We start from the raw sequence: 17771 nt of genomic DNA, 5'->3' as shown, positions 1-17771 counted from the left end.
CGAAGCCGGCCACGGCTGCGGCTGCCGCTGCGACGGAAGCTTCGGCTGCGGCCGACGTCGTCGGCTGGTGAGGCCGGCGAGGCCGGTGAGGCCGAGGTGCCTGGGGTGGCCGCGTGTGCCATTGCCGGAGCGCCCGCTTGTGCCATTGCCGGCGCCGCTGCCTGTGCCGCTGGAACGTTTGCGGCCTGCGTCATCGCGTCCCTCCCATGACCGGCGCTGCGGTATCGTTCAAGATCTTCTCGAGCACGGCGTCGGCGCTTTGGCCGGAGAACGTCGCCTCGGACGTCAGCGTCAGGCGGTGGCCAAGCACCGCCGGAACCAGCGCCTTGACATCGTCGGGGATGACGTACGCGCGGCCTTCCGCGGCGGCCCAGATCTTGGCGCAGCGCGTCAGCGCCAGCGCGCCGCGCATCGACGACCCGACAGCGACCGCGTCGGCATGACGCGTGGCCTCGACGATGCGCATGATGTATTCGAGAATCGCGTCGTCGACGAACACCTGCTGCGCCGTCTCGCGCATGCGCAGGATGTCGGCGCCGCTCGCCACGGGCGCCGCGCCGGCAGCGCGGTCGGCCATGTTCGCCTCGCGCAGGATGTTGACGCTGGCGCCATGATCGGGGTAGCCGAGCGCCGTCTTGATGACGAAACGGTCCATCTGCGCTTCAGGCAATGAATACGTTCCCAGCTGTTCAATCGGATTCTGCGTTGCAATCACTGCAAACGGTTGCGGAACGTCGTAGGTTGCGCCGTCGACGGTCACCTTCTGCTCTTCCATCACCTCGAGCAGCGCGGACTGCGTCTTCGGCGACGCTCGGTTGATTTCGTCGGCGAGCACGATGGACGCGAAGATCGGGCCCTCGCGGAAGGAAAACTCGCCGCTCTTCTGGTCATAGAACGTCACGCCGACGACGTCGCTCGGCAGCAGATCCGGCGTGAACTGGATGCGCTTGAACGGCACGCTGATCGAATTCGCCAGCGCTCGCGCCAGCTGAGTCTTGCCGGTGCCCGGGTTGTCTTCCAGCAGCACATGGCCGCCGGCGACGATTGCCGTCAGGCACAGCTTGATCGAATGTTCCTTGCCGACGACCACTTGCGAAACGTTGCGCAGAATCTTGTTGAAATCCGTACGGAACTGCGCCATCGCCGCATCGCTTGCTCCCGCAGGTGCCGGGGAGCCCGAAACGCGGGGAACCGAACCCGCTGGAGTCTGGGGAACCGAAACCGCCGCAGGCGGGATGGAAGCTGCTTTCGGTTCCTCTGGAACGCCGTTTTGAGGAACCGAAACCGAGGGGGAAGCGGAAGTAGTCGGGTTGGGTTCCTCTGAAATGGCGTTTTGAGGAACCGAACCCACAGAAACGATAGGAGTGACTGGCGTCGGTTCCTCTGAGGGGGCGTTTTGAGGAACCGAAGCGGAAGGAGCCGGGGTGGCGGAGGCTTTCGGTTCCTCCGGAGTCGCGGTTTGAGGTGCCGAAGTGCGGTGGATGTTCTTGCCGTTGGGGCGGATGCCGTGCACGATTGTGCGATGCGCGGATTCCAGCGACGCCGGTTCCTCCGCAACCGGCGCAGGAGCCGCGGCGGCTGCGGAGGCTGCGGAGGAACCGGCGGCTGTAGAAGGCGTAGTGGCAACGGGTGCCGAAGTCGGAACGGCTACCGGCTTCGACTTCGCGGGAACAACCGTTTCATCTGCGGAGGGAGGAACCGAAGCGGATGGCGGTACGACTGTTTCGTCGGAAAGGGAAGCGGTGCCGGCAATCTTGGGTACGGAAGCGGTCTTCGCGGGGACGATCGTCTCGTCGGAAAGAGGGGCGGACGCCGACGCCGGGCGCGTCGGGATGATGGTTTCGTCGGACAGAGGGGTGGAAGCCGATGCCGGGCGCGTAGGAACGACCGTCTCGTCGGAAAGGGGAGCGGTTGCCGGGGTCGGACGCGTCGGGATGATGGTTTCATCGGAAAGGGACGCGGGAGCCGTCGCTGGGCGCGAGGGGACGACCGTTTCATCTCCCAGATTCATTGCGTTCTGGGAAACGATCGTGCCGTCGGCTACGCTCGCTAGTCTGGATTCGAGCGACGCCGCGCCGACGCGCGTCATGTCGTTCGGATCCGCGGGGAGCGGCGCCTGCGTGGTGGCGTGCTTCTTGTTTTTCCTGAGATTCATAGTGGTTCCTTTGCTCTCTTTGTTCCTTTTATATATACGGTGCGTTTCTTGCGTTCCAGCGGAGGGACCACCCCCCGGTTCGCCTTCGCCTTCGGCTTGGCTTGCCGACCCCCGCCAGCGGGGGTGAGGGGGGGCGATTTGCGGTTTTTGGCGTCTTGCTCCTCTCACCTTCCAGCGGGGGACCACCCCCCGCTTCGAGCTGCGCTTCGCTTGCTCTCAGCGACCCCCGCCAGCGGGGGTGGGCAGCGGATTAGGAATCGCTTGACGAGGACGAGTCCGAGTCGGGGGCGGACTCGGACGGGGTTTGCGACGGAGTGGGGTCGGGGGTGGCCACCGGGGCGCGGGAGCCGGAGATGCGCTGGGTGGGGAGGGTAGCTTTCTGGTCTTCTATCGATACCTCCAGGGTCCAGCGGGCGTTGTCGGAAACGTTTTCACCGATTTCGATTTTGCCGCCGTTGTTTGCCCACGCGCTCTGTGCATACGTTTTCCCATCAATCGTGAGCGTATAGGTAACGCTCTGCTGGTACGAATCGGTCACGACGCCCGAATCCTTGACGACGACGGTGCCGCGGTCGTCGGCATCCCACGTCACGGAGAACCTCGAGCGATCGACCTGAGGGGGCGCCTTATACGTATGGTCGGCCTTCGACGACGTGCTCGCGCCGGTATGCCCGTTGAGCACCCCGGCCGCGCTCGCCTCCGGACAGCTCGTCCACGGTTCCAGCGTCACGCGCTCGCTGCCGGACTTGCCGGCCTTGTATCCGCTCGCCGAACCGAAATCGAGCTGCACGCCGTCCGCCTCGCCGCCGATTGACCATTCGACGACGCAGGTACGGTCGCCGTCCACCGACGTCTTGAGCGACGGAGTCTCGATCGTGTACCCGGCGGTAATCGGCTTCGACGTGCCGACGACCGCCGCGACGCCCGGCTTGGCCGCCTGCATGGTGGCGCTGACCGAAATCTCCCGGAACAGCTCGTCCGAGCCCAGCTCGAAGCTGAACGAACCGCCGGAACACGACACCGATCCGCGGCTGAGCGTAATCGAGGCGCACCCGGCGCCGTGCGTATTGCCGACGGTGACGGTGCCGGTAATGAGCCGCGGATCCGTCGACGACTGCGCAATCGTGACGCTCGGCGCTTCCGGATTGCCCCAGGCGCTCGCCGCCGCGCTCGCCGTCGACGGCCCGGAACCGACCGCGTTGTGCGCCGAAACGGTAGCGACGAAGCCGCCGGAATCGGACAGCACAGCGTTGGGAATATCGAACTTCGCGCTCGTTACGCCGCCCTTCACGCTCTGTTCCGACGTCCAGCCGTTCGGCCCCGAGAGCACGATCTTGTACGAATCCGGCGCGGTGCCTTCGTACGACGGCGCAGCCCACTTCACCGTCGCCGACAGGTAGCCGCCGGCGACGGTCACGGCCGCCGGCGCGCTCGGCGCGACGTCGGGCATGCCGGAAACGCTATTGGACGCTTCCGACCAGCCGACCGCGTTCTTCGCGCGCACGACGAACGTATACGTCGTGCCGTTCTTCAGCCCGGTAATGCGGCACGACGTCGCCGCGCCGCACGACTTCGAGCCGCCGTCCCACTCCACCTGGTATTCGCTGATCGGGCTGCCGTTCGTCGCTCCCGGCGTCCAGCTGAGATTGACGGCGCCGTCTTCCGGTTCCCCGGCGATCGGCGAGAGCAGCGGCGCCGCCGGCCGGTCGCTGACGTTGAACGTCAGCGTCGCGCTGACCTGCCGCGATTCGCTGCGCGTGGCGTCCTGCACCGTCACCGTCACCGCGTACGTCGCGGCGCCGATGTTCTCGCCGGCCTTGACCGTCACCGACGTGCCGAATCCGGAAACGCTCAGCGCGCCGTTGTTGCTGCGCGCCGACACGACGGTCAGCTGGGCGTCGGGGAACGGGTTGTACGCGCCGTCGGTGACGTCGATCGTCTGCGATTCGCCGGCCTTGATGTCCAGCGTGCGCGATTGCAGCCGCGCCAGTGGCCGGTTCGACGCGACGACGCGCGCGGTGATGCCGGTTTCCAGCGCCTTCGTGCCCGAACCGCTCGAATACGACACGGTGACCGGCACGTTCACGCTCGTTCCGGGGCTCGCCTGCTCCGACGCAGACAGCGTCAGCGTGCCGCCGGCGCTCACCGTCGCGTTCACGTTGCCGGAATTGACGCCGCCGGAGTACGAATACTGCTGCACGGCTCCGGCCGCCGAATGCGTCAGCGCCGTCAGGTCGACGCTGGTCGCCGCTTCGCCGGCGACGACGTCGACGGTAGTCGACGAGAACGTCGGCGCCGGCGCTTCCTTGCCGATGACGGTAATCTGCAGCGTCAGCCACGCCGTGTTGACGCGCGCGCCGCTTTTCGTGACGGCGACGCCGGAACCGGAAACGTCGTCGGCTTCGCCGTCCGCCGCTTCGAACGTAATCGACGCGGGGCCGCTGTAATCCGAGATTGCGGTGAATCTCAGCGTCGTATCGTCCTTAATGAAATCCGAATTCGACGCTTTCGTGGCGGAAACGCCGTCGTCGGCGCGTATGACGGCGCTCTTGCCGGCGCCGACGCGCACGTAGTCGGCGATGTCGATTTCGATCGTCTCGCCGGCGTTCACCGTCAGCGCCGGCGCCTTGGGCCGCAGCGTCGGCGGGAACACGCCGTACGCCGGCACTTCGATGAACGCCGTCGTCGAAATGCCGTATTTCGTATTCGTCACGGTGTACGGCACCGCGCGCGCTTCGTCGGTCAGCTCCACGGCAATCGTCGTCGAGCCGCCGGAAGAGGAACCGGAACCGCCCGAAGACCCGGATTTCTGGCCCCGGTTCCCCGACACGCCGCTGCCAGAGGAACCGGACCCGTTCGAGGAGCCGGATTTCTGGCCCCGGTTCCCCGACACGCCGCTGCCAGAGGAACCGGACCCATGCGAAGAGCCGGAAACGACGGAGGCGTGGTCGGTCGCCGACGGGTCGACCGACACTTCCAGGTCGGACAGGGAGCCGGAAGGATTCGCAATGTACGACGACACGTCCACGTTGACGGTCCGCCGGTCGATCGTCGCCGACGCCGGCACCGGAATGTCGTAGGCGGTCGGCGCTTCGATCGGCGCGTCCGGATCGACGGTGACGGTCAGCGTCGCCGTATCCTTCAAGCCGGCCTCGTTGCGCACCGTGTAGTTGACGTAGAACACCCCCGCGGAATCCGGCGTGGTGAACTCGACCATGTTCCCGCTCACCTTCGCGCCGTCAAGCCCCTGCGTTTCCAGCGTTTCGTCGACGGTCAGGTCGGAATCGTCGGCGCTGATGTCGTTGAGCGCCACCGGCACCGTCGCCTCGGTGCCCGGCCGCAGCGTCACGCTGTCGTCGCGCGCGTACACGCCGGCTGCGGACGCGTCCGCGAACACGCCGACCTTCACCGTCGCCTCCGCCTTCTGCCCGGTCCAGTCCTCCACGGCGTACGTGAATTCGTCGGTGCCGGACGCGTCGGCGTACGCTTCGTACGTCAGGTAGTTCGCGCCGACTTCCACGATCCGCCCCAGCTGCGGCGCGCTTTTGCCCAGGCCCAGCAGCTGCACGTCGTCGCCGTCGGCATCGATGCCGGTGAGCGTGATCGGGATCGAGATTGCCTGCCCGGCGCCGACCTGCGCCTCCACCGACTTCGGCTTTGGGGCCGCCTTGTGTTCGGCGTCGCGTTCGTGCACCGAGAACGTGATCGTTCCGGACGCCGCGTTGCCGAGATTGTCGGTGACGGTGTACGTCGCCTTGTATTCGCCGGCTTCCTGCGGCGCCTGATAGCGCACGTTGTCGCCGGAGACGAACGCGAGCCCTGCGAACGATTCGCCGGTTTCCAGATCGTTGGACACCGACACCGTCGTGCCGTCGGCATAGGTGACGTGGTCGAGCACGTCGACGGAAACGATGCCGCCGCAGCGCACGGTGGCGGTGACGTTGCCGGCTTCCGGCGCGCGGGTGACGGCGGACGCGGCCGGCGGCTGCAGCACGATCGACCCGGTGGACGTGCCGACCGCGTTGGCGACGGTATAGGTGATCGTCACCGGCTTGCTCGGCAGCTGCGTCGCCGTGATGTAGATGCGCTTGTTCGCCACGAGGCCGGCCTTCAGGCCGCCCGCGGCGCCGGCGTCGACCTTCGTGACCGACAGCACGCCGCCGAGCGGGTCGATGTCGTTGGCCAGCGGCTCGATGATGGCGGTGCCGTCCGCCTGCAGCAGCGCGACGTCGTTGACGGCGACCGGCTTCGACGAATCCTTCGACACGGCCGCCACTTCGAAGCGCGCCAGCCCGGTGGTGCTGTTCGTGCCCTGCGCCACCGTGTACGGCACGTAGTAGGTGCCCGGGTCGGCCGCGGTGAGCGTAATCGACATGTCGGCGGCGTTCATCGTCGCCGTCGCGCCGGTGGGGGAGTCGACGGACGTGAGCGACACCGGCGTCGCCGAGTTGCCGTGCACGACGTCGGCCAGGTCGAGCGTCGCGGCGGTGTCGGGCGCCGTCTTCTTCGTGGCGGCGTCGACGGTCGGCGCCAGCGTGCCGGCTTCGCGCACGGTGACGTAGAGCATGCCGCTGGCCGTTTCCTGCCCGTCGGACACGGACAGCTTGACGCGAATCGTGCCGGACGTCATCGAGCCGGCATTGACGGTGAGCTTGCCGTCGGCGCGCGTCGTCGCCACCGCCTGGTCGGTGTTCTCGATCGTCGCGCCGGTCAGCGTCAGCGGGTCGCCGTCGGGGTCGGTGAACGTGCCGAGCGCGTTGACGGTAACGGTAGCGCCCTGTTCGACATCCACCTGTTCGGCGATGTCGGTCTGCTTCGGCGCGCGGTTGCCGTCATCCGAGATTGCGACGGTGACGTTCGCCGACGACGTCTGCCCGCGGCCGTCCGAGATTTCATAGGAGAACGTCACGGTGCCGGAACGCACGCTGCTTGCGTCGAACTGCAGGTAGCGCCCGTCGTAGGCGGCGGCGACGGTCGCGCTGGCGCCCTTCACCGCGCCGACCGACGAAATGGACAGCACCGAGCAATCCGTCTGTTCGTCGTTGCGCAGCACGTCGAGGGTGGCGCGTTCGCCGGCGCGCACGCCGAACGAGTCGTCCACCGCCTTGATTTCGCCGGACTGCGCCGAGCATTCCTGCGCGAACTGGTGGGCGGTATTCGCCGAATCGTCGGTTTCGCTCGTTTCGCTCGTCGTGTCCGAGTCGACGGTGTGCCACTGGATCTTGATGACGTCGGTCGAGTCGTTCGGGTTCCAGATGTTGCCGTTGGACACGTCGTTGAGCACGATGAGCCGGTGGTTGGCGCGGAACGCGAGCTGCGAGGTGGGGCTCACCTCGTCCAGCGTGAGGAAATCGTCCTCGGCGTTCGCGCTCGGCTCGGCGTCGGCGCCGCACACGCGCAGCTCGTTGTTCGCTTCCTGGCTCCATGCGCCGAACACGCAGCCGCCGGTCGAGGCGGGGGTGGCGGGGGCGCCGGAACCGCCGGACACGAACGTGCGCACGGTCTGCTTGCCGCTGCCCAGCGGCACGGTGACGAGGCCGGATTGCGAGGCGGCGGCGACCCAGCCGCTCTGCGCGCCGTCGACCGGCGCCGACTGCAGCGTCAGCTTCGCCGCGTCGGGGTTGCTGGCCGCGGCGGCCGTCGCCTCTACGGCCGCGCTTCCGTTGGGCCATATGAGATTCAGGTTCTGGCTGACGACCGGCACGCCGTCGACGACGGTGAAGGAATCCGCTTCAAGATTCCCGCCGTCGCCCAGCTGCGCCACCTGCGTTGCGTTCGAGGAGCCGGCCGGGATTTTCCACACGGTGCCGTCGGCCGGCTTGAACCCGTAGACGTCGCCGTTATGGTCGACGGCCACGAGGCCGCCGTCGCCCAGTTGAAGCGCCGGGTCGCTGGTCGTCGGGGCGATCGATTCGACGTCGCCGGCATCGCCGGTCCACACGTTGCCGCTCTTGGCGTTAAGCATCGCCGCCGTGCCGCCGTTGACGATGGTGGAAATGGAGGCGTTCGAGGCGGTCTTCGACGCCATGGATACGCTCGACGGGTCGATCGAGGCGGCTTCGGACCCCTGGTCGAGCACGGCGGCGTCGTCATACTGGGCGACGTCGAACTGCGAGGAGGTGGACGTGACGGTGGCCGTCGCCTGCTTGAGCTTGACGTTGAAGCGCGCCGCCTTGCCGTCCTTGAGCGAGGTGACCCACACCGATCCGTCGTCGAGCTGGACGTGGCGCTGTGTGACGGCATGCACCATCGAGGCGCCGACGATGATGAACGTGAGCACGGCCAGTGCGACGGCCGGCATGACCCAGCGCCGCTGGGGCCACCATGCCGGCAGCCGCAGCCGTTTCAGCGAATCCTTTGCGGGTGCTCTCTTCACCTCGTGTGCTCCCTACCTCTGTTGCGTTGCCTTCTTCTCGTGTTCAGGCCTGCCGCTGTTTCGCTGGGGCCAACCTTGCCGGCTTTGCCGGAGCGATTGCTGCCGCTGCCCGGCATTGCGCTACTTGACGGCGCATCCGATGGCCTCTTCGTCGGACGCGTGGCCGCTGTCGCGTACCAGCGACACCTTGATGCATACCTGCGTGGCTTCGCCGGCGTCGAGCGACACCTTCTGCTCGGTCGTCGAGACGGCCGACGTGGCCGTCGCGTCCCCGTCGTTGCCGGAGGAGACGCGCCGCCACATGAACTTGTCGCCGTCCTGCGGGTCCGGATTGCGCCAGGTGAACGTCACCGTCCCGTCGTCGTTGAACGTGCCGGACACGTTCGCCGGCGACGGCACCGTTTCGACGGTTCCGGCCAGTTCCGGCGCGCTCGAGGCGCTGCTTTCCGGTTCGCCGGCCTTGTTGACGCTCGTCGTGGAATGCGACCGGAACGTGGGGCTGACGACGAACGCGAACACGCACGCCAGCGCCAGCACGAGCACGGCGACGGCCGTCGTGATGGCGATCGCCTTGCCATGGCCCGAGCCGTCGCCGCCGGAAGCGCCGCCGGCAGCGGGCCGCGAGCCGGCGAGGCCCGAGGCGCCCATCTGCCCCATGCGCCGCGCGACGGCGTCGGGATAGCGCGGCTCGCCCTCGATCGTCGTCGGCGTGGCGTGCCCGAAGCTTTCGTACTGCGCGAGCTGCATGGCCCGCGCGAAATCGACGGCCGAATAGTACCGGCACGACGGGTCCGGGTTCATGGCCCGGCGCAGCACCCGTTCGACGGCCGGCGGCACGTCGCGCCGCTGCATCGGCGGCACCGGCTTCGTGACGATGCAGGTGGCCAGCTCGGTCGTGCTGCTTGGCTGGTAGCCGTATTCGAACGGCGACGAGCCGACGACCGAGGCGTAGAGCGTGGCCGCCAGCGAATAGATGTCGCCGGATTCGTCGCCGGCGCCGCCGTTGACGACTTCCGGAGGCGCCCATGCCAGCGAGAAGCCGGTGTGCGCATGGTCGTAGACGGAGCTGGCGATGCCGAAATCGGCCAGGGCCGGCAACCCTTGCGCGGTGATGAGCACGTTGCCGGGCTTGATGTCGCGGTGCACGATCCCTTCGCGGTGCGCCGCGGCCAGCGCGCTGGCCAGGTTGATGCCCATGTCGAGCATGTCGTCGGCGTTGAGCGTGCCCTGCGCGATGCGGTCCTTCAGGCTGCCGTTCGGCGCGTACTCGACGACGAGGAAGCTGCGTCCGTTGCTGGTGACGCCGGCCTGGTAGACCGGCAGGATGTACGGGTGCGCCGACAGGCGCGCCATGAACGTCGTTTCCTTGCGGAAGCGTTCCGCCGCGTCCGGTTCGAGCCGCTTCTTGCTCACCTTCACCGCCACGTCGCGGTCGGCGACGATCTGCCGATAGCGGTAGACCACTGCCGTCGCGCCGGAATCCAGCGTTTCCTCGAACTCGTACCCATCGAGTTCAGGCGCCATAGTCTGTGTTCTCATGCTTCTCTTTTCATCCGCCACACGTCAACGGGTGCAGCTTCCGATTGTATCGGCGGCCGGCGCGGTACGTCACCACCCGTCTCATAATCTCACGCCGGCCGCAAGACGGCTGCCGACGGGACGGCGAGTGCAGTGCGGAACCCTAGGCAGATAGGCGTGCGGAATCTTAGACATATATATACATATATATACATATATATAAAGGAGTGACTACCGAATAACTACGCAGTCGCCGCAAGGTAGGCGACGACCGGAATGAGCACGGTGCAGGCGGTTTCGCAGGCGTCGGCGGCGCGGGTAACGGCCAGCGCATGCAGATTCGAGAACGCCGTCGCTGCCAGCGCTGCCAGCGCGGCCAGCAGCAGCCCGATGGCAATCGGAACGGCGAGCGAGGGGTGCGTGGCGATGCCGACGGCCAGCGCGGCGATAAGGCCGACGCCGCAGCCGGCGGCGGTCGTCGCCATTTCCGGCAGCGAGTGAATCTGGCGGGAATCCAGCAGGATCGCCGCGTACGCCACGATGCACAGCACGATGCCGAGCGGCGATTCGTTCGCCGAGATTGCCGGCACCGCTACCAGCAGCGCGACGCAGACGGCGACGCGGCTGCAGAACAGCAGATCGGAACCGGTCAGGTATTTCGCCAGCGTTTCCTTCGCGTCGAACGTCGGCGGCAACCCGAAGATTTCGTCCTGCGCATGCGGCGACTGCACCGAAATGCGCGCGACGGACAGGCAGGCCCACGGCAGGATGTTGACGGCGAGGGCGACGGCGGCGCCGAACACCGTCCAGATGCGCACGACGTAGGCGCGCATCGCGATGGTCAGCAGGGCGCCGATGGCCAGCAGCACGCCGAGCATCAGCGGGGCGGCCGCCTTCCAGCGCTGCTCGTGGCTGCAGGCGAGGCCGACGCAGCCGAACAGCGCGCAGGAGAGCGCCGCGAACAGCAGCGGCTGCGCGTAGGCGTTGGCCGCCGGGTAGAGCGCGGCGCCGAGCTGGTAGCCGGCGATGCCGCCGAACAGGCACGACGCCATCGCGACCCACAGCGCCTGCGACGCCATGTTGCGCCGCTCGAGCGCGACCGACAGCGACATGATGACGATGCCGAAGCCGTAGCACAGCGCCGCGTTGAGGATGGTGGGGGAGAACGTCAGGAAGCACAGCGCGCCGGTGGCCAGCAGCGCGCAGCTGACGATGAGCGCCGTTGCCAGCGTGTTGTTTTCGGTCCAGGCGCGCGACGCCTTGTTGACGCTGACGCCGACGGCTTCCACGACGTCGTCGAATACGGTGAGCGCTTCGTTGTCGGAACGCAGCGCAAGCTTGAGCGTGCCGCCGCGCGCGACGCCCTGTTCGGGCAGCGTTTTCCAGCTGGAGAGGGTGCGGCCGCGGCTGTCGATGAGGTCGTAGCCATTGTGCATGACGGAGGAATCCGAAGCGCCAAGGCGCCCGGCGACTTCGGGAATGATCTGCTCGACCCTGTTCGAGGCGCCGTTGACGGTCACCGCGCGTTCCTTGTAGACGACGGTGACAGGGAACGTCGTTGCTCGCGATGCTGCTTGCGGCATTGCGGTCCTTCCGGTGTTCTCTACTCTTGAGCCGCACGACAGGCCGACCCCTAGCGGCTGGCTTCTCGCAAGCGTAGACCCTGCGCTACGCGAAGAACGGAGATGTACATCTCTTTTCAGCCGAGGATTAACAATATATCCTATCTTTCGGGCGCAAAACGCCATGTTCGCCCTTTGTGAAATCTTCGGATTATTTTTGGAAGGTCGCAAAACGGCGTCGTTCCAACGTTCTTGAGCTTGCTAAAACGTTTTACCAAAATTTTTAGGGGGTATAACTCCGATTTTGTCGATTTTTGAAGTTCGGCTACAGTGATTGCTCATCGCTGTCGGCGGAGTCGAGGCCGTCTCCACCGTCGGCATGAGGAGTAGACGGCCTAAGAAGAAGGAGTTTTCTGCATGGCAGAGAAGATCAGCGCAACCGAAGGCGCGCTCGAGCGCGGGGCGCAGGCGGTAGAAGAAGCGCGCACGACGATCGACAGCCGCATCAAGGACGTCGACGCCAAGCTGTCGGAGATGTCAAGCTACTGGCAGGGCGATGCGGCCGCATCATACACCACGCTGGTGACCCGCTGGGACGAAAAGGCGAACAACCTCAACCGCGTGCTGAATGACCTGCGTGACAACCTGCGTGGAACGGCATCAGACCAGCAGGCAACCGAAGAAGAGCACCAGTCGGCGACCGCACGTCTGTCGGCGCTGCTCGGCTGATACTCAGTTTCACTACCTACCGAAGGAGCATAGCAGCACATGAATACTTTTTCCGTTCGCCCTGAAATGGTCAGCAATCTCGCGTCCGACATCGCCACCGATGTGCAGGGCATCAGCGAGGCGCTCGACGACCTTGACTCGCAGGTCCGTTCCCTGATCAGCAACTGGGACGGCTCGGCGCAGGAGGCCTATCACACCGCCCAAGCGCAGTGGACGCAGGATCTGCAGGAAATGAACACCATCCTCAGCCAGATCTCCTCGGCGACGTCGACGATCAGCCAGCAGTATGTCGAGAGCGACAACCGCAGCGCTGCGCGTTTCTGACGCACCGCTGAACGCGGCATGAAACTTGGGGTTCCGGACGGCTGTACGCCTGTCCGGAACCCTGCTGTTTCCCCAAATCACCTTCTCCCTACGAACGCGCAAGGAATGACATGAGCGCATCCATCATCACAGCCGACCCGGTGCAGCTGGGCGAGGCCGCCGGCGAAATGGAATCGGTGGCCGACCAGCTGACGAACGCGTCGGGCAGTTTCTCGACGGACACGATTTCGACCTTCGGCCTGCTGCTGTCCTACCTCGAATCCCCCTATGACCAGGCCATTTCCGACACGCAGCGGTTCCTGACCGACGTGTCGTCGGCGGTGCAGCATATCGCGGATGCCCTCAAGGGCTGCGCGGAGGACTACGAGCATACCGAAACCACCAACCAGACGCAGCTGGAGCAGATACTCAGCAAGCTCGAGGAAATCGAAACGCTGCTCAAGAGCCAGGGCAGCGGCGGCAGCGGCTCGACCGGAGGCGCGGGCAGCTCCGGAGGCTCCTATGGCGGCGGAGCCGGAGGCGGTTCGTATGGCGGGTCTTCGGGCGGTTCGTCCGGTGGCTCTTACGGTGGAGGCTCCTATGGCGGCGGTTCCGGCAGCGCCACAGGCGGATCCTCCGAAATCTCTTCCGGCACGTCGTCCGGCGATTCGTCCGATGGCTCGTCCAGCGACGATTCGCAGGAAGAGCTGTACGATACCGCGCAGGTCGCGCAGGAAGCGGCGGCCGGCATCAACCTGAAGTCGGCGGACGAGCTGGCGCAGGAAGCCACGGCCGCTAGCGGCAACGGCAGCGGCGACGCGCCGGATGATGGCGATGGGCTGCCGGGCGCTGGCGATGACGGCGATGGAGCTGACGGTGCCCAGAGCGTGCTGCTGGATGATTCCTCCACCGATGGCGACGGCATGTCCGGCAACGTTGAAACCGACGGCAACGCGCCGGATGATGGCGGTGCGGACGACGGTATCGACGGGCTGCAGCAGGAGCTGGGCGCCGCGTCGGCCGGCTCGGCATCCCGTGACGGCGTCGTGTATGTCGACGGCGACGGCGATGGCAACATCGATGCCGCCTTCCGCCTGCAGGATGGAGATACGGCGGCCGTGTCGCTGCAGGACGACGACAACGGCACGCTGATCGGGGTCGACCTCGACAACGACGGCCAGGGCGACGTGGCGATGCGCGTCAGCGACGCCGAAGCGCGCTATGAGGCCATCCGCGAGCAGGCGCAGCAGGAAGTGTGGGAGCAGCTCGCCGCCAGCGATCCGCTGGGGCGCAGCGCCGACGAACTGCAGGCGCTGTACGCGGATGCTGAACCGCTTGAATTCCCTGAAGAGGACAGCATCAACGGCGTGTCGTACACGGCCACGAGCGAAAGGAGCCTGGGGTGACTTCTCCGTCAATAAGCACCACCTTGAAGAACGGCAGCGAAATCGTCGACGACATCAAGGACATCATCGAAGCGGTGGACACGCTGGACAAGCTGGACAGCGTCAGCGGCCTCAAGAACCTGACATCCGCCTTCGAAAGCGGCATCAGCCTGGTCAAGGCGTCCTTCGGCATCGTCGGAGCCATCGGCGAGCAGCTGCTCGGCGTCAATCCGGTCGAGGAATACCTTGAGAAGCCGTTCGCCGGCGACTGGGACGGCATGACCAAGGCCGCGGCGCAGTGGCAGGCCCTGGGCGAGTCGATGGCAACGATCGGCGACGCGTTCTCGAAGGCGTCCAACGTGTCCGAATCGGCGTGGTCCGGCGAAGCCGCCAACCAGTACTCCAACCGCATGGGCCAGCTTTCCTCGCTGATCGGCCAGGCGCCGACCCCGTGCAGCCAGATGAACACGGCGCTGACGGCGCTCGCCGATAACGCCAAGAGCACGTTCGACACCATCTGCGACGGCATTGACGCGGCGATTTCGTGGCTGAAGGTAGCGGTGGAATTGATGTCGAATCCGGTCACCGCCCCTGGTGGTGCGGTAGCGCTGACGGGAGCCGTGGCGACGGCCGGGAAGTACATCGCCGAAGTGGCGCAGTACCTGTCCAACCTGATGCAGGCAATGAGCAATTTCAGCTCCAGCACTGCGGTAATGAGCAGCCTCGCCAGCAGCGCCGATTCGCTCGCCTCCGACTTCAATTCCTCGTCGTCCAGCACGTCGTCCTCTTCGTCGTCGTCCTCTACTTCGGAGTCAACCGGGCACCACCGGCCGATGAGCGGCGACTGGCGGCACAGTTCGTCGTCGCAATCGAAGTCTGACGCTTCTTCGGATTCCAATTCCTCCGGTTCAGGCAGCTGGACAGATACGGTAGAAAATATCGCCTCTGCATCCGGTGAAGCACTCGGCGAAGGCGTGAAGATTGTGGGGGAGACGGCCGGCGCGGTATTTAAGGGTATTGGCGAAGGAGCCCAAGCGACCTTCGAAGGCCTGAAGGAAGGCGCCACGTCAGCTGCAGAGGGTCTATGGGATGGCCTTACCTCAGTCTTTGGCGGCGATGAGGAGACGGAGACTCCGGCCGACCATCTGGGCCCGACTGCCGGAGGTCGCTGAGCCGTATGGGGCATACTGACGATTGAAAAAGCGATTCATTATTAGAGAGGGAACACCATGAGCATGGGATATGACGCCTTTATGGCGAGCATGGAGGAGCTGCGGCTGCAGCTCGAGTCCGACCGCGAGGACATGGCGCAGGCCAAGGCCCAGGCACAGCGCGCGCTGGCCAAGGTCAACGAAGAACAGGCCACCAAACGGCGGTCTGGAGAACTGGGCCATGCATGGCAGGTGCTGCAGCAGCGCATCGACATGAAGCAGACCTGCGAAAACGACATCTTCGGCGGCATCGACAAGTCGCCGGAAGCGCGGGAAGTGCGCCAGACTCTGGCGGAGAACGTCATGAAGTTCAAGCGCTCCATGGCGCAGGACCCTGACAATGAGGCAGCCGAAGCGGTCGATGAACTGCATGAAACGATTGAGGCGCTTCGCGAACAGGAAGCGGAGTTCCTGAAGTGAATCGACGGGCTCTTCCAGCGTTTGCTGCCGGCGCCGTGGTAGCCGCCTATTGCGGCGTGCTGCTGGCGTTTCTTATGCCCGGTACCCGGACCATCGCTGCGGCGTGGTTCACGGGTGCCGGGCTGACGGCGTTGTATGCAGCGGTTGCTATGGTGATGGCGAAAGGGGCGCAGAGCCAAGCTTCGGCATGCGCGGTGCTGTGCGCAAGCCTGCCCTTATCGCTGATTTCCGGCATTTGCATCCTGCTGGACTGGCCCACGCCGATGCTGTGCACGCTGGTGGTGCTGTTGGCAGCATGCGCATTGCAGATTATGCCCAATCTCGTCGTGCACGTTCCCGATCAGTACCTCATCGAGTGGGGCAAGGTGTCGAGCCGGCGCTCGACGGTGCGCGGAGCCATTCCTCCGGCGTCGCGTCCGCTGAAGGGCTCGGACACGACCGGCGAAATGGCTGGTTTTCATGTGGCCTACTGCTGGGGCACGATGATTGCGCTGGGTTTGATTGTGATCGCATACGGCGTGATGCTGCTCGACACGCCGATTGTACCGTTCTCCCAGCTGGCACTTGCCTCCACCGGGTGGTGGCAGAACGTGGCGGTGCTGGTGCTGGGTGTGGCGTTGACGCTGTTCTTGCTGCTCAAGCCGCGGCAATCCGGTCATCCCGCACTGCGCATGGCCTACCGGGTGGGCGGCGCGCTGACGTTCGCGTTCACCGTGGCGGCATTGCCGTCCAGCTGGCTGCCTGCGCTGGCGTTGGCGGCGGTAGTGGCTGGAATCGTGATGGTGGCGGTATCGTTTCCGCTGCAATCCGGCACGCATTCGCTGTTTCTCTCCCGGCTGGGCGACACCTGCACGACGCTCAGCCTGTTCCTCATCCCTCCGGCTGCATTGCTCGCCGGAGGCGCATTCTCGGTGATAAGGGGGATGATGTGACGACGCGGTTTACTCCTGCAAGCGCGGAACGCCAGGTGGGCGCTTTCTGCATCGACATGGCGGTGGTGGCGGCCGTATTCGGCATCATCGTCGGCGTGTCGTCATCCTTGGCCGCAGCGGGCATCGGCGCATTCCAAACGGTGGTGATGATGGCCGTTATCGAAGGCTCGATGGGCGTTACCCCTGGTTTGCTGGCCCTGGGGCTGCGCACTGTGCGCGCCGAAAGCCAGACGATGTTCCAAAGCGGCGTGTTACCTGCAGGCATGCGACGCATCGCCGTGAAATACCTCGTCATTCTTGCTTCCGTATGCGTAGCGTTCATCGGCGTCGTAGCCGTGGCGTGCTCGCCATTGTTCGCGCGCAACCCGCTGAAGCAAGGCTGGGCCGACCGGGCAGCCAAACTCGCCGAAATCAGCATCCGTGACACGCAGGCAGCAGTGGAGGCTGTTCCGGAAATGGTGCCAGAATCGATGGCTGCTTCGGAACCAACGCCGACATTGGAGCCGAACCTCGCACCGGTCATGAATTCGGAAGCGGTCCACCAACCGCAGCCGGAAACGGTGTCCGTGCCGGAATCACGCTTGCAGGCCTTCCCATCCACTCAGGTGCCCCAGCAGCCGCAAGCAGCGCCGTTAGCCCAGGCAGTGCCGCAAGGTCAGCCGGCATTACAGCATCCGCAGGAACTGCAGCAGAAGCCGAAGCGCAAGCGGCATGCAGCTACGCCGACGCCGCCATCTGCTCCGCCTGCCCAGCAACCGCAAGCCAATCCGCCGGTTCCGTTGCCACCTGTGCCTCCGAGACGACCGCAATATGCCGGCGTGCTGGTATTTGCTGACGGTTCACAGCGGCAGGTGCCGGTGCCGGCGAGGATCGCATTGGGCCGTGCGCCGTCTCCGAAGGACGCGCACGACATCGCCGTGGCTGTGCCGGACACTACCGGAACCGTGTCGCGCAACCATGCGCTGCTGATGCTGCGCAGCGACGCGATAACGGTGCAGGACATCGGCAGTACGAACGGCACGCGCATCGCCGCTCCAGACGGCAACGTCACCGAGCTGCAGCCGATGGCCGCTCCGACGCTGATGCCTCCCAACAGCAGCCTGCAGCTGGGCGACATCGCCTGCAAGGTGTTCATTAACCTCATTTCGTAAGAGATTAACCAATCAAGACCAGGAAGAAA

At 65.7% G+C, this 17771-nt stretch carries 11 protein-coding genes; 7 read left to right on the top strand and 4 right to left on the bottom strand.

Features of this window, described 5'->3' with window-relative positions:
• Positions 1–190 precede the first annotated feature (190 nt).
• From AC1AXT_RS05265 to AC1AXT_RS05250, 4 genes are all read right to left on the bottom strand, one after another.
• Positions 191–1537 (bottom strand): AAA family ATPase, encoded by a 1347-nt coding sequence (locus AC1AXT_RS05265; RefSeq protein ID WP_476541419.1) that lies wholly within the window; start codon positions 1535–1537, stop codon positions 191–193.
• A gap of 868 nt (positions 1538–2405) precedes the next feature.
• Positions 2406–8531: an Ig-like domain-containing protein gene (locus AC1AXT_RS05260; protein ID WP_476541329.1), complete on the bottom strand. Its 6126-nt coding sequence runs from the start codon at positions 8529–8531 to the stop codon at positions 2406–2408.
• A gap of 120 nt (positions 8532–8651) precedes the next feature.
• On the bottom strand, positions 8652–10070 hold the full coding sequence (locus AC1AXT_RS05255) for a serine/threonine-protein kinase (RefSeq protein ID WP_476541327.1): 1419 nt from the start codon (positions 10068–10070) through the stop codon (positions 8652–8654).
• A gap of 221 nt (positions 10071–10291) precedes the next feature.
• A complete protein-coding gene (locus tag AC1AXT_RS05250; RefSeq protein WP_476541326.1) occupies positions 10292–11632 on the bottom strand; it encodes a hypothetical protein in 1341 nt (446 codons plus the stop codon).
• Between the two features lie 396 nt (positions 11633–12028).
• Between AC1AXT_RS05250 and AC1AXT_RS05245 the strand changes: the two genes are divergently transcribed.
• The 7 genes from AC1AXT_RS05245 to AC1AXT_RS05215 all read left to right on the top strand — a co-directional run bounded on the left by AC1AXT_RS05245 (position 12029) and on the right by AC1AXT_RS05215 (position 17742).
• Positions 12029–12340, top strand: a complete 312-nt coding sequence (locus tag AC1AXT_RS05245; protein WP_476541324.1) for a WXG100 family type VII secretion target — start codon at positions 12029–12031, stop codon at positions 12338–12340.
• A 39-nt stretch (positions 12341–12379) separates the two neighbouring features.
• A complete protein-coding gene (locus AC1AXT_RS05240; RefSeq protein ID WP_476541323.1) occupies positions 12380–12664 on the top strand; it encodes a WXG100 family type VII secretion target in 285 nt (94 codons plus the stop codon).
• A gap of 110 nt (positions 12665–12774) precedes the next feature.
• The gene (locus AC1AXT_RS05235; RefSeq protein ID WP_476541321.1) at positions 12775–14049 is read left to right on the top strand and encodes a hypothetical protein; all 1275 of its coding nucleotides are present in this window, start codon (positions 12775–12777) and stop codon (positions 14047–14049) included.
• The gene (locus AC1AXT_RS05230) at positions 14046–15200 is read left to right on the top strand and encodes a WXG100 family type VII secretion target (protein WP_476541319.1); all 1155 of its coding nucleotides are present in this window, start codon (positions 14046–14048) and stop codon (positions 15198–15200) included. Before AC1AXT_RS05235 ends, AC1AXT_RS05230 begins: the two co-directional genes overlap by 4 nt.
• A gap of 57 nt (positions 15201–15257) precedes the next feature.
• Complete coding sequence (locus AC1AXT_RS05225; RefSeq protein ID WP_476541317.1) at positions 15258–15659, top strand: hypothetical protein; 402 nt, start codon at positions 15258–15260, stop codon at positions 15657–15659.
• 35 nt (positions 15660–15694) lie between these two features.
• Positions 15695–16591 carry a hypothetical protein gene (locus AC1AXT_RS05220; RefSeq protein ID WP_476541315.1) on the top strand — a complete coding sequence of 299 codons (897 nt, stop codon included), beginning with the start codon at positions 15695–15697 and terminating at the stop codon, positions 16589–16591.
• Between the two features lie 56 nt (positions 16592–16647).
• The gene (locus AC1AXT_RS05215) at positions 16648–17742 is read left to right on the top strand and encodes an FHA domain-containing protein (RefSeq protein WP_476541314.1); all 1095 of its coding nucleotides are present in this window, start codon (positions 16648–16650) and stop codon (positions 17740–17742) included.
• Positions 17743–17771: the final 29 nt, after the last annotated feature.

The sequence above is a fragment of the Bifidobacterium sp. LH_450 genome (assembly GCF_056356715.1).
The sequence above is the reverse complement of the archived record's forward strand: the minus strand, read 5'-3'. Positions and strand labels throughout refer to the sequence as shown.